This is a genomic window from Providencia sp. PROV114 (genome assembly GCF_032704305.1).
GTDB lineage: Bacteria > Pseudomonadota > Gammaproteobacteria > Enterobacterales > Enterobacteriaceae > Providencia > Providencia rettgeri.
Genome location: NZ_CP120528.1, coordinates 3,098,745 through 3,111,909, shown reverse-complemented (window position 1 = coordinate 3,111,909; position 13,165 = coordinate 3,098,745). Strand labels below are relative to the sequence as shown.

Here is a 13,165-nt window from a genome sequence, read left to right as displayed (position 1 = left end):
TTGGGGCTGATCAATTGTTAAATAGAGATCCGATCTTTTTTAACGTTCTCAACTGAAATACTGTCAAGTATTTCAGTAAAAATACCACTCAGATCTTAATAAAAAAGATAAAATCTGTTTTTCATCGCAGTTACTACGTAAAAATTTTTTCATTAAACTGCCATCTTTTTGTCATTTAGCCTCCATTGAACAAATCTTAGGGATCTTGTGAATCCATGAGCCTAAAGGGCTTCAAGAGTTATCCACCATTTCTGTGGATAACCTTGTGTATTAACGTTATAAAACAAGTTCTACGCTAGGCGACAAGCGGCTTTGACTTTATTTGATGTGATTCTGGACTTTAAATTAATTTTTAATAAATACAAATGGTTAAATAAAATCAAGCCTTCAATTTGCATTTGAGATACGGCATAAAAATGCAATAGCATAAAATATAAAGTTTCAAAAAGGTCAAGCACTTTTTTGGGGATAACATTTTTATAAACATATTAGAACGGAGAATAACAGAAAATTTAGCTTCAATACTTGAAGCTGGTTTTTTATCCAGTATCATAATGGGAGAAACTAGTTAAGGGGCGTTAATATGAGTAAGGATTTTAAGCTGTATTCTGATTTTCAGCCGGGAGGGGACCAACCCGAAGCCATCCATAAGTTAAGGGAAGGGCTACAAGATGGACTTGCTCATCAAACCCTATTAGGGGTAACGGGGTCTGGTAAGACGTTCACTATTGCCAACGTTATTGCGCAAGAGAACCGGCCTACCATGTTAATGGCGCATAATAAAACCTTAGCGGCACAGCTTTATAGCGAAATGAAAGCCTTCTTCCCAGACAACGCTGTGGAATATTTCGTTTCTTACTATGACTATTATCAGCCTGAAGCTTACGTCCCAAGCTCCGATACTTTCATTGAAAAAGATGCGTCTGTAAACGAACACATTGAGCAAATGCGGTTATCTGCGACCAAGGCCTTACTCGAACGTCGCGATGTGATTGTGGTGGCTTCTGTGTCGGCTATTTACGGTTTGGGTGACCCTGACAGCTACTTAAAAATGATGTTGCACCTAACGGATGGCATGATCATCGACCAACGCTCAATTTTAAGGCGTTTAGCGGACTTGCAATATACGCGGAATGACCAAGCTTTTACGCGGGGGACTTTCCGCGTCCGTGGTGAGGTTATCGACATTTTTCCTGCGGAATCAGACGAGTATGCCTTACGTGTTGAGCTATTTGATGACGAAGTTGAACGGTTGTCATTATTTGACCCATTGACAGGGCAAATACAACATCGTGTTCCTCGTTTCACCGTTTATCCAAAAACGCACTATGTCACACCGAGAGAACGCATTCTTGAGGCAATGGAACAAATTAAGGTTGAATTGGCGGATAGACGAAAAGTATTACTAGAAAACAATAAATTACTGGAAGAGCAACGTATTACTCAACGAACGCAATTCGACTTAGAGATGATGAATGAGCTCGGTTATTGTTCAGGTATTGAAAACTATTCACGCTACTTATCGGGTCGTGCTCCTGGTGAGCCACCGCCGACACTATTTGATTACTTACCCGCAGATGGCTTGCTGGTGGTGGATGAATCTCACGTTACTATCCCGCAAATAGGCGCGATGTATAAAGGGGATCGCTCAAGAAAAGAAACCTTAGTTGAATATGGGTTTCGTCTTCCTTCTGCATTAGATAACCGCCCAATGCGCTTTGAAGAATTTGAAGCCTTAGCTCCTCAAACTATTTATGTGTCGGCAACGCCGGGTAACTACGAGCTTGATAAATCAGGCAATGAAGTGATTGAGCAAGTTGTTAGGCCTACTGGCCTACTTGACCCGATTATAGAAGTCCGCCCAGTTACTACCCAAGTGGATGATTTACTGTCTGAAATCCGTATTCGTGTACAGAAAAATGAACGTGTATTAGTCACTACTTTAACAAAACGTATGGCAGAGGATTTAACGGAATATCTCGAAGAGCACGGTGAGCGAGTGCGTTATCTTCACTCAGATATCGATACAGTCGAGCGTGTGGAAATTATTCGCGACCTGCGACTTGGTGAGTTTGATGTACTGGTTGGGATCAACTTATTAAGAGAAGGCTTGGATATGCCAGAGGTCTCTCTGGTGGCTATTTTGGACGCGGACAAAGAAGGTTTCTTGCGCTCAGAGCGTTCACTTATTCAAACCATAGGGCGTGCGGCTCGTAACTTAAATGGTAAGGCAATCCTTTACGGAGACAGGATCACCAACTCCATGCAAAAAGCGATTGCAGAAACAGAGCGTCGCCGTGCTAAACAAATGGCGTTCAACGAAGAACATGGAATCGTACCACAAGGTTTGAATAAGAAAATCGGTGATATCCTGCAAATTGGCCACAAAGTGGGTGGTAAAGGAAAAAACCGTACGAAAGACAATGGTAAAAATAATAATTCGGTTGATATCCAATCGATGTCGACAAAAGAGTTGGAGCAACGGATTTCGCAACTTGAAGCGCAAATGTATAAGTATGCTCAAGATCTTGAATTTGAAGCGGCTGCGCGAGTCCGAGACGAATTGCAGGAGATACGCTCTCAGTTTATCGCTAATTCGTAATTTTCCTCATACCTCACGTTGTGGGGGTGTTGGCTACGTTTAGTCACTCGGGTCACATATTTATGTATGCTCCCCGAGCTGCCTTCACTTGCCGCCTACCCATAACGCAAAGTATTTTGAAAATAGATTTTGTGGAAATACGGGAAACAAAGGGCTAATTTTAGGGAAGGTTTTCCGCTGCGGGTATTTAGCAGCGGAATGGCGGTTAGGGGGTTATAACAAGTTGATGGTTTCTTCGATGGCTTGCAGTAACAGCTTTCTATCATGGCGATAGGGAATATCGTCAGCTTCGAGTACCCGTTGAATTATTTTGCGTTCAGGGCTGATATTGCTTGTTTGTGTGCGAGGGCCAAGGATTAACGCATCAATTTTTTGGCAACCAATATAATGCTCCATCATTTTTAGCTTGTCAGGCAAAGACAGGTTTGCTGCTGGGGAGCTAATTTCTTTCGCTAAGTTACCAATATAAATCATCGGGGCTTTACATTCGCGCAGTGCAGCTGCAATTTCATCCAAAAGCAATAATGGCATTAAACTGGTAAAAAAGCTGCCGGGGCCGATAATAATTAAGTCTGCTTGGTGGATAGCCTGTAAGGCTTCTTTCGTTGCCTTTACTGTCGGGTATAAGCGTAATTCTTGCGGGATTTCATGTAAGGCATCAACATTCACCTCACCGTATACTTCATTGCCCATTTCATCGATAGCCATTAAATCAACAGGGGATTCCGACATCGGGATCAACTGCGCATCAACTTTTAGCATATTACGGATAAGATTTATGGCTTCTAACGGACGAACACTTAGGTGGTCTAATGATTTTAACATTAAATTACCTAAATTATGGCCTGAAAGTTCACCATTACCGCTGAAACGGTATTCAAACATCGCAGAAGCAATGGATGGTTCAGTAATTAGCTGATTTAAACAGTTACGCATATCTCCCCAAGCGATCCCGCCTTCAGAGCGACGAATACGGCCTGTTGAGCCCCCATTATCGGTTGTGGTAACAATACCCGTTAAACGAGAACCTAAAGAAGAAAGTGAAGACATCACGCGACCAAGTCCATGCCCGCCACCTAGAGCGACAACATGCCTGAGATCCGCCAGACTGCAATTCGGCATAGTGTTCCTATATCAGTTAATTTTCAGTACTTATAAAAGCAAGTAAACCAGCGAGTTACGAAATGCGTTTTTTACGCTAAGCCCGTTTTATGGCGACTAAAATAAATTGGGCGTTAATCTATCATAAAACATCATTCTTAGCTTAAGTACTGTGACAAAAAACAATAAAAGAGACGATTCTGTATTGATGTGAGTCTTAGAAGGAAAAATGCGCTAGGGAGTTTTCATTTTAAATTATTATCTATATCATGTAAATAATTCTCATTTTCATTATTTATTTTATGGATCAATATGTCTGATTCAGAATTACAGCGCCTGTTTGCTCGCCATTCATCGTCGTTATGCCGTTATCTGAATATGTACCTTAAAGACCATAATTTAAGTATGGATATCACACAGGAAAGCTTTGCTCGAATGGCAGAGTTAATGAAAACATCAACTATTCAAGATTTTGATGCGTATTTGTATCGAATTGCGAAAAACCTGATGGTTGACCACTTCCGGCTACAGAAAAAACAACAATTAATGGCGATCAGTGACCAACAATGGCAAGAGATCCCATCGCGGGTAAAAGGTATTGAAGCCACGGTTATTCATGATCAACAACTTGCACAAATTCAGAAAATTATTCAATCTTTGCCGCCCAGGACTCAGGAGATATTTCGCTTGCATCGAGAAGAAGGATTAGCTCAAACGGAAGTAGCGCAGCGCTTAAATATTTCATTAAGCACAGTCGAAAAACATTTAGCCAATGCATTGGCAATGCTAATTCATAAATGGAGAGACTAGTCATGAAGCCATCTGATAGTCCATCTGAAATTGAAAACAAAGCCGCAATGTGGGTTGTTAAAACCACGCAACGAGAGCTGACGTCGCAAGAAAATGAAGATTTCCAGTCTTGGCTCAATGCGTCAGAGTTACATAAGTCTACATACTATCGTGCACGGCAATTATGGGCATTAACAGCCAATAAACCGCGACAACAAACAGTAGATAACCAACAGGGAATGAATAAAAAGAGGCGGCCTCGCTATATTGGTTTATCAATAGCGGCGGTTGTGCTAGTGAGTGTGTTATCCATGTCAATTTGGTATTTTCAATATACACAGCCAGTGGATTACTATGCGAAAACCGGTGAAATACAGCATATTACCTTACCTGATGGTAGCCGTGTTGACCTCGACAGTGGTGCGCAATTGCAATTAGCGTTTAGCCCGCAGTATCGGCAAGTTAATTTATTACGAGGGCGTGCTTATTTTACTGTTGCACCAAAAACGGATACGGAACCAAGGCCTTTTCAGGTTATGGCGAAAAATGGGATAACTCAGGCACTTGGCACTGAATTTTCAGTTGATAATGAAAATAGCAAAGTGGCAGTCAGTGTTTATCAACACAGTGTAAAGGTGTCACTATTCTCAGGGCAAGAAATGGTCATTCCAGCAGGAAATTTCACTCAATATCAATCAGATATAACGCCTATGACTTCAATGGTCAACTCACATTCTACGGTATGGCGAGAAGGACAAATTATTTTTCAGCAGCAAACCTTTCCGGAGGTTATTGCTGAAATAAATCGATACCGTGACAAGCAAATTATTTTATTGACTGAGGAGCGAGTAGGGCACATTAGTGGTGTATTACAAATTAACACACTTGATAGTGGGCTAACGCATTTGGTGTCATCATATGGCTTATCCGTTTATGAAATCCCATTTTTCACTTTAATATATTGATTATTAATAATTAATATAGATATCGAATAATAATAAATTATTTTTTTAAAATTTATTTACGGGTTTTCCTAATTCCCGCGTCTTAATCTAAGTGATTATGATTTTTATTACCATTATCATTTTAGGGATGGGAAATGACTCAAAAAAAGCACCACTATAAAAAAGCAACACTCTGTGTTCACCTTGCATTATTTACGTTACCTGCATTTTCATTTTTCAATCTAGCACAGGCTAACTCAGCGGTAGCATCCGCACAGCAGGAAATAACATTTTCTGTTGCTGCAGGTTCACTTGAAAATGCTTTGCTGCAATTCGCTAGGCAAGCAAAGGTAGAAATAATCATTCAGAGCCGAGAAATTAATGACTTACAAAGTCAAGGCTTGAAAGGAAGCTTTACGCTACAGGAGGGATTACGTCGATTAATTGGTTCAAACCCTGTGCAATATCAATTACAAAATAACCGAATAACAATAGAGCGTATCGCGCCTATTACCGGTGATTCGGTGATTAAGCTAGATAACATTACCGTCACAGCAAGCCAGATCCAACAAGGAGATTGGGTATATAACAGTCCATCATCTGTCAGTGTAATTAGTAAAAAACAAATTGATGACCGCCCACCAAAGCACATAGCTGATGTGTTAGAGCTAACGACAGGTGTCTATTCGAGTGTTAGCCAACAAGACCCTTCTTTATCTGTGAATATCCGTGGGATACAGGATTATGGTCGTGTGAATATGAATATCGATGGTATGCGGCAAAACTTTCAAAAAAGCGGACATGGGCAGCGCAATGGTTCTATGTATATCGACTCAGAACTGCTTTCTGGGGTGGAAATACAAAAGGGCAATACAAGTGGAATGGGAAGCGGTGGAACCTTAGGTGGTGTGGCGACCTTCAATACAGTCAATGCGTCTGATTTTTTATCAAAAGATAAAACTTTTGGTGGAAAATTACATGCGAGTATGGGGTCAAATAATACTCATTTTATTGGCAGTAGTGTGCTGGCATTAGGGAATGAAAACGCGGATTTGTTATTTGCGGCCAGTGAACGACGTCTTGGGGATTATAAACCAGGAACTCACGGTAATATCGGTAATATTCGAGTCAATAATGGGACAGGGCATTATGATGAACTTGCGCACCAATTAAAACACACTCGTATTAATGACAGTAATTACCGAATGACCTCTTATTTGGCAAAAGCCGGTTGGAATATAAGTGACGAACAGCGTTTACAATTTAATTACTTAGAAACCAAAGTGGCAACGCCAAATGCAGGAACGCTAACGAATTTAGGTAGCTCGTGGCCTTATAAGCTAGGGTGGAAAAGTAGCGGTTTCAGTGATGTAACAGCCAAGAATTATTCCCTTGATTACACTCAATTCAGCGATAAACCATGGAGCACCGAGCTAAAAGGAAAAGTGTATTTTGTTGATACCAAAGACAATACAGACACCTATTCCACTAGCCAAATTTATAATAATGGCTACCAGATGGACACTCGAGTCAAAACGGTAGGGATACAGCTTGAAAATCATTCAGAAATTGAATTTAACCATAACAATGTATTAAAAGCGCATTATGGTTTGGAAACTTTCCAAGACAAAGCGAGTAGTAGTTCGACACGTGAAGCGGCGAGTGGAGTGACACCGGACGGAAAACGTTCATTGAGCTCACTTTTCACTAATTTGACTTATGAATACGATGATTGGTTAACATTAGAAGGGGGAATGCGTTATGACTATTATTCTCTCAAAGGCCAAACGAGTATGAGTTATGCAGTACTTCCTTATACCAAAGACAATCCATGTACAGGAAGAAGGTTACGTGATTGCAAGGTTGTTATGACGACGGAAAATTGGGATGTTGATAACTCAGAAGGGGCATTTTCACCCCATATTCGTTTAGCGGTACGTCCTAATCTTGAATGGATGGAATTGTTTACCAGTTATGGGCGGTCATGGCGCCCGCCAGCGATTACAGAAACGTTAACCACAGGAAGTGCTCACAGTAGTTCGACTCAATTTCCCAATCCGTATTTAAAACCTGAGCGTTCAAATGCTTGGGAAGTGGGGATGAACATCAATTATCCGCAATTGTTTATCGAAGAAGACCGATTTGTGGCAAAAGTTGCCTATTTTGATACACGTGTAGATAACTACATTAACTTAGCGATTGACCGTAAGAAACCAGGGATGGTTAGCCCTAATATTGGAAATGCTGCTTATAGCAACAACTTGGTTGCGACCCGTTTTAGAGGGGTTGAATATCAACTAAATTACGACGCAGGTTTTGTGTATGCAGACCTGACCTTTACCCATATGATTGGCAAAAATAAATTTTGTTCACATCCTGCATGGCTAGGTGGTGTATTGAAGTATGGCGAAGACGTTGGCCCAGGTAACTGGTATGTTGAGCCAAATGAGGCATCAAATAACCATGTGGATTGTGACAGCAGCGCCATTTTCAGCAGTGCAGCGAACTTACCCGGTGATCGTGGTTCCTTTACATTAGGTGGGCGAGCGTTTGATAGAAAACTCGATGGTGGTGTAGTCGTTCGCTTCACGCCAGGTTTTCAAGACTACTCAGTACAATCAAATTCCCCTTACTTAGCTGACTGGCCTAAATATACATTGATTGATTTATATGCAAGTTATGCTTTAACCGATAATTTAACTATTCGAGGAAATGTCGAAAACTTGACCAATCGGGCGTACGTGGTTAGTTATGGGGAAAGCTTGGCCAATACATTAGGTAGAGGGCGAACGGTGTCGGGCGGGATAGAATACCGTTTCTAAATATACGTCATACTTTACGCTGTCGTGTTATTGGTTAATAAATTTTGCACCTTACTATTTATTTTTAATTGATATGCCAATTATTCAATTTGAAATATCGGTTTTGATAAGCGTTGAGTGTTGATATTTATAACGTAAACAATTAGATGGGGAGCTTGCTCCCCATTTTAGATCTATATCAATAAATGTTTAATTAAATAGTTAGAGATGTTAATCAATTAGTATGAAATTATGCTTTTTAAAACCATCTAAAATGGAAAATTATCAGTGATAATAATAGCTTCGGTGATTCTATAATATCTTTTGTAAGTCGTTGTATATAATAGTATATATCGAATTGCAATTCGCTTTTTCAATTTCTATCGGCTAGAATCCTTACATAAATTAAGTGAACAGAGTGACGCATTTTACAGTTTAAAATCAGTGACTCGGTTCCAAATAAAACTCCTAGCCTTTGCGTCTAAGTTTGAATGACTGAATATGATGCACTGGCCGTGGCCTAGAGCCACCAGGGTGCAAGATAGAAATGTCTGCATCTCCCGTACTTGGAAAGGTGTGATTATGCAGCAACTTGTCGATCAATTTGACCGGAAATTTTACTATCTCCGGCTTTCTATAACAGATGTTTGCAACTTTCGTTGCACATACTGCCTACCCGATGGCTATAAGCCAAGCGGTCGTCATGAATTCTTAACACTGGATGAAATTCGTCGTATCAGTACGGCATTCGCAGAATTAGGCACAGAAAAAGTGCGTATTACGGGCGGTGAGCCGACCATGCGCAAAGATTTCAGTGATATTATTGCTGCCATCAATGAAAATGAATCGATCAAAAAAATCGCCGTGACCACCAATGGCTATCGTATGGCCAGAGACGTGAAAGAGTGGAAAGATGCTGGACTGAACGCGATCAACGTGAGTGTTGATAGCCTCGATCCACGTCAATTTGCGGCGATCACGGGACAAGACAAATTCTTTCAGGTGATGAAAGGTATTGATGCTGCTTTTGAAGCTGGCTTTGAAAAAGTCAAAGTGAACGCGGTATTAATGAAAAATGTCAACGATATCGCTTTGAAGTCATTCCTAAACTGGATCAAACATCGTCCTATTCAATTACGCTTTATTGAGTTAATGGAAACCGGCGACGGCAGCGATATTTTCCAACGTTTTCATATTTCGGGTGAAACTATTCGCGAGCGTTTAATTGAAGAAGGCTGGTATATGCTTCCACGTTCCCGAAGCGACGGCCCTGCTCAAGTCTTTAGTCACCCAGATTACCAAGGCGAAATCGGGCTTATCATGCCGTACGAAAAAGATTTTTGCCAAAGCTGTAACCGCTTACGTGTTTCCTCACTAGGAAACCTACATTTATGTTTATTTGGTGAAAATGGCATTCCGCTGCGTGATTTATTGGGTGCAGATGACCAAAACGAAGCGTTAAAAGCCCGCATTCAGCGAGGCTTACACCATAAACGAGAAACCCATTTTCTGCATATGGGTGATAGCGGAATTACACCTAATTTATCTGTAATCGGCGGTTAACTCTTTTTTATTTCAGGAGAAGATATGTCCCAACTGACTCACCTCAATGCGTCGGGCGAGGCGCATATGGTTGATGTTTCAGCCAAAGCTGAAACTGTTCGTGAAGCTCGCGCAGAAGCTTATGTCACTATGAATCCAGCAACTCTAACGATGATTGTTGACGGTAGCCATCATAAAGGCGATGTGTTTGCCACGGCGCGTATTGCGGGTATTCAAGCGGCAAAAAATACCTGGCAGCTTATCCCATTATGCCACCCACTGCTGTTAACCAAAGTTGAAGTGATACTCAAAGCGGAACCTGAGCATAACCGAGTTCGTATTGAAACTTGTTGCCGATTAACAGGGAAAACAGGGGTTGAAATGGAAGCATTAACTGCTGCATCCGTTGCTGCTTTGACGATTTATGACATGTGTAAAGCAGTGCAAAAAGATATGGTGATTGGCCCTGTTCGTTTATTAGAAAAAACAGGCGGTAAGTCTGGACATTTTAAGGTGGAATAATGATCACAGTATTATTTTTTGCTCAAGTACGTGAGCTAGTCGGAACAGAACGCTTAGAACTCACTGACACTTACCAAAAAGTTGAAGATTTACGTCAAGCGCTTTCACAAAAAGGCGATCGCTGGGCGTTGGCACTTGAAGATGGCAAATTACTTGCCGCTGTTAATCAATCATTTGTTTCACTAGACCACCCACTCTCAGAAGGGGACGAAGTGGCCTTTTTCCCACCAGTCACTGGGGGGTGATATGGAAAACACCCATATTGCAGTACAAACAGAAAATTTTAGTGTTGGCGAGCAATATCAATGGCTTGCTCAATGCGATAGTGATGGTGCAGTCGTGACTTTTACGGGGAAAGTGCGTAACCATAATTTAGGTGACAGTGTTGCGGCATTAACACTCGAACACTACCCGGGAATGACAGAAAAAGCGTTAACAAATATAGTTGTAGAAGCAAAAGAACGTTGGCCATTGCAGCGAGTCAGTGTGATCCACCGTATTGGTACCTTACAACCTGGCGAAGAAATTGTTTTTGTTGGGGTGACGAGTGCCCATCGAAATGCAGCATTTCAAGCTGCTGAATTTATTATGGATTACTTAAAAACTAAAGCACCATTTTGGAAAAAAGAAACATTACCTGAAAATGAGCGATGGGTGGAAGCGAAAGAAACCGACGAGGCGTCTGCAAACCGCTGGTAATCGCACTTTTTCCTCTGAAAAATACGAATTTGCTGAATGGTATTGTCAAAAGAATGTGTTAGACTTTGGTTAATTTCTCCGATTACAGTATTTTTACTGGGTCGATTTTTCTTTTAGCGAAAGGGTAACCATCATGGGTCAGTTTGATCAACGTAATGATTCTCTTGTCCAGGGTGCCAATACTGGCGTTCAGGCATTTATGTCGCAAGTATACGGCTGGATGACAGTCGGTCTACTGCTGACAGCTTTTGTTGCATGGTATTCAGTTAGCAGCGGTTTGTACTACACCATTGCAACCAATAAAATTCTCTTTTTTGGAATGATTATTGCTGAGCTCGGTTTAGTGATGGGAATTTCATTCCTACTGCAAAAAATTAGTGGCATGGCAGCAACGGGCATGTTTATGCTCTATTCATTGCTCACAGGCTTAACGATTTCAGTTATTCTTGCTGCGTATACAGGTGAGTCTGTTGCGGGTACATTTGTCATTACCGCGGTAATGTTTGGTGCATTAAGCTTCTACGGCTATACCACTAAACGTAGCTTAACAGGTATGGGTAACTTCCTGTTTATGGCGCTGATTGGTATTGTTGTTGCTTCTTTGGTTAACATCTGGCTGCAAAGCACCATGATGTATTGGGTGATCACATACGGTGGTGTTTTACTGTTTGCTGCTTTAACCGCGTATGACACACAAAAACTGAAAGAAATGGGTTCACAAATTGATGAAAACGACAGAGAAACAATGCGTAAATACTCTATCATGGGTGCATTATCTCTGTATTTAGACTTCATTAACCTGTTCTTAATGTTACTGCGTATCTTTGGCGACCGTCGCTAATTTGGTTGGCATTCCTCATTACTCAGTGAAATGAGGGGATAGCAGTCGTTAAAATTGAAAACCCTTGTTACTTTGGTAACAAGGGTTTTTTGATCTAAATACTATCGTAAAATATGATTTGAATATTATTAGCTCATTTGTAATTCAAGATGTTAATGGTAGTTCCAGCACTTTTAGTTGTACTTTCAAAGCGTAATGTTGTTTCTTTATGATCACGCTATTTTCTTCCTAAATAAATAATAAGCCACTGAACTGGTGATTATCGCAATGATAAATAATGGCCATAAACTATGGAAGATAACTGAAAAATCAGCATTTTTTAGGTATATCTGCTTAGTGATTTCAGTAAAGTGGCGAATTGGGTTAATCCAAGTAATTTGTTGCAGCCAAACTGGCATGTTCTCGACTGGGGAAATATAACCTGATAACAACACCGCTGGCATCATAAATACAAATACCCCAATGAACGCTTGTTGCTGAGTTGAACACAGTGCTGAAATAAGTAAACCAAATCCCACCAATGACAATCCGTAAAATAACATGGTGGCATAAAACAGGAGCAGGGAGCCAGCAAAAGGAATTTGATAGCAAAAGATCCCAATAACTAGGACTAAGCTCGCCTGTGCAGTCGCAACGATCAATGCAGGCACCGCCTTACCAATAAATATTTGCCAAGTGGTCAGGGGAGAAACGAGTAATTGGTCAAGGGTGCCTTGTTCTCTTTCCCTCGCGATAGAAAGAGATGTCACAATCAATACCCCAATCGTCGTTATTAAAGCTACCAATGAAGGTACAATAAACCATTTATAATCTAAATTTGGGTTGTACCAATTACGAACGATTAATTTACTGTTGTTTGGTACGGGTTGTGATTGAGTTAGCTCATGTTGGTATTGAGTGACAATTTGTGCAACATAGTTTGCTGCAATTTGCGCACTATTTGAATTACGTCCATCAAGGAGTAACAGCATATTAGCATTATGGTGACTTGCAATATCAGCACTAAAATTTTGCCCAAAACGGACAACCAGCAGCGCCTTGCGGTTATCAAGCGTTTCACGAATATCGTGTTCATTCTTCAATAATAAAACTTGAGAAAACGCACTGGCTTTAGCGAGACGTTGCGTCAGCTCGATAGAATGCTCACCATTGTCTTGGTCAAAGATAGCAATAGTTGTGTTAGTCACCTCAAGTGTGGCGGCCAGAGGAAATAAAATCATCTGAAATATTACGGGTAAAATGAGGATAACCCGTGTTTGCGGTTCTTGAAGTAATGATTGAAGTTCTTTCATAATTAAGGTGTATAGACGATAAAACATAACTT

Annotated in this window: 11 protein-coding genes and 1 riboswitch; of the genes, 9 read left to right on the top strand and 2 right to left on the bottom strand. The window is 40.8% G+C overall.

Annotated elements, in window-relative coordinates:
- The first annotated feature begins 583 nt into the window (after positions 1–583).
- Positions 584–2,602: an excinuclease ABC subunit UvrB gene (gene uvrB, locus P3L37_RS13880; protein WP_004909151.1), complete on the top strand. Its 2,019-nt coding sequence runs from the start codon at positions 584–586 to the stop codon at positions 2,600–2,602.
- Between the two features lie 213 nt (positions 2,603–2,815).
- Here uvrB and P3L37_RS13875 read toward each other — a convergent pair whose 3' ends face one another.
- Entirely contained in the window at positions 2,816–3,724 is a 909-nt protein-coding gene (locus P3L37_RS13875; protein WP_004909155.1) for a uridine diphosphate-N-acetylglucosamine-binding protein YvcK, read from the bottom strand.
- 291 nt (positions 3,725–4,015) lie between these two features.
- On the opposite strand from P3L37_RS13875, the gene P3L37_RS13870 reads away from it, so the two are divergent.
- From P3L37_RS13870 to P3L37_RS13835, 8 genes are all read left to right on the top strand, one after another.
- On the top strand, positions 4,016–4,513 hold the full coding sequence (locus tag P3L37_RS13870; RefSeq protein WP_004909157.1) for an RNA polymerase sigma factor: 498 nt from the start codon (positions 4,016–4,018) through the stop codon (positions 4,511–4,513).
- 2 nt (positions 4,514–4,515) lie between these two features.
- On the top strand, positions 4,516–5,457 hold the full coding sequence (locus P3L37_RS13865) for a FecR family protein (RefSeq protein WP_162598816.1): 942 nt from the start codon (positions 4,516–4,518) through the stop codon (positions 5,455–5,457).
- A gap of 134 nt (positions 5,458–5,591) precedes the next feature.
- Complete coding sequence (locus P3L37_RS13860; protein ID WP_222959870.1) at positions 5,592–8,258, top strand: TonB-dependent hemoglobin/transferrin/lactoferrin family receptor; 2,667 nt, start codon at positions 5,592–5,594, stop codon at positions 8,256–8,258.
- A gap of 432 nt (positions 8,259–8,690) precedes the next feature.
- Positions 8,691–8,830, top strand: a riboswitch (molybdenum cofactor riboswitch).
- Positions 8,820–9,800: a GTP 3',8-cyclase MoaA gene (moaA, locus tag P3L37_RS13855; protein WP_109910973.1), complete on the top strand. Its 981-nt coding sequence runs from the start codon at positions 8,820–8,822 to the stop codon at positions 9,798–9,800. It overlaps the preceding riboswitch by 11 nt.
- 24 nt (positions 9,801–9,824) lie before the next feature.
- Complete coding sequence (gene moaC / locus P3L37_RS13850; RefSeq protein ID WP_109910974.1) at positions 9,825–10,301, top strand: cyclic pyranopterin monophosphate synthase MoaC; 477 nt, start codon at positions 9,825–9,827, stop codon at positions 10,299–10,301.
- On the top strand, positions 10,301–10,546 hold the full coding sequence (gene moaD / locus P3L37_RS13845) for a molybdopterin synthase sulfur carrier subunit (RefSeq protein ID WP_004909166.1): 246 nt from the start codon (positions 10,301–10,303) through the stop codon (positions 10,544–10,546). Before moaC ends, moaD begins: the two co-directional genes overlap by 1 nt.
- Position 10,547: 1 nt before the next feature.
- Positions 10,548–11,000 (top strand): molybdopterin synthase catalytic subunit MoaE, encoded by a 453-nt coding sequence (moaE, locus tag P3L37_RS13840; protein WP_004909169.1) that lies wholly within the window; start codon positions 10,548–10,550, stop codon positions 10,998–11,000.
- A 133-nt stretch (positions 11,001–11,133) separates the two neighbouring features.
- Positions 11,134–11,841, top strand: a complete 708-nt coding sequence (locus P3L37_RS13835) for a Bax inhibitor-1/YccA family protein (protein ID WP_109910975.1) — start codon at positions 11,134–11,136, stop codon at positions 11,839–11,841.
- 212 nt (positions 11,842–12,053) lie between these two features.
- Here P3L37_RS13835 and P3L37_RS13830 read toward each other — a convergent pair whose 3' ends face one another.
- On the bottom strand, positions 12,054–13,160 hold the full coding sequence (locus P3L37_RS13830) for an ABC transporter permease (protein ID WP_109910976.1): 1,107 nt from the start codon (positions 13,158–13,160) through the stop codon (positions 12,054–12,056).
- Positions 13,161–13,165: the final 5 nt, after the last annotated feature.

What these genes read in the sequence shown, in the direction of transcription:
- P3L37_RS13830 (WP_109910976.1), bottom strand. Translation starts at nt 13,160, where the DNA reads ATGTTTTATCGTCTATACACCTTAATTATGAAAGAACTTCAATCATTA.
- P3L37_RS13860 (WP_222959870.1), top strand. Translation starts at nt 5,592, where the DNA reads ATGACTCAAAAAAAGCACCACTATAAAAAAGCAACACTCTGTGTTCAC.
- P3L37_RS13875 (WP_004909155.1), bottom strand. Translation starts at nt 3,724, where the DNA reads ATGCCGAATTGCAGTCTGGCGGATCTCAGGCATGTTGTCGCTCTAGGT.
- P3L37_RS13865 (WP_162598816.1), top strand. Translation starts at nt 4,516, where the DNA reads ATGAAGCCATCTGATAGTCCATCTGAAATTGAAAACAAAGCCGCAATG.
- moaA (WP_109910973.1), top strand. Translation starts at nt 8,820, where the DNA reads ATGCAGCAACTTGTCGATCAATTTGACCGGAAATTTTACTATCTCCGG.
- moaC (WP_109910974.1), top strand. Translation starts at nt 9,825, where the DNA reads ATGTCCCAACTGACTCACCTCAATGCGTCGGGCGAGGCGCATATGGTT.
- P3L37_RS13835 (WP_109910975.1), top strand. Translation starts at nt 11,134, where the DNA reads ATGGGTCAGTTTGATCAACGTAATGATTCTCTTGTCCAGGGTGCCAAT.
- P3L37_RS13870 (WP_004909157.1), top strand. Translation starts at nt 4,016, where the DNA reads ATGTCTGATTCAGAATTACAGCGCCTGTTTGCTCGCCATTCATCGTCG.
- moaE (WP_004909169.1), top strand. Translation starts at nt 10,548, where the DNA reads ATGGAAAACACCCATATTGCAGTACAAACAGAAAATTTTAGTGTTGGC.
- moaD (WP_004909166.1), top strand. Translation starts at nt 10,301, where the DNA reads ATGATCACAGTATTATTTTTTGCTCAAGTACGTGAGCTAGTCGGAACA.
- uvrB (WP_004909151.1), top strand. Translation starts at nt 584, where the DNA reads ATGAGTAAGGATTTTAAGCTGTATTCTGATTTTCAGCCGGGAGGGGAC.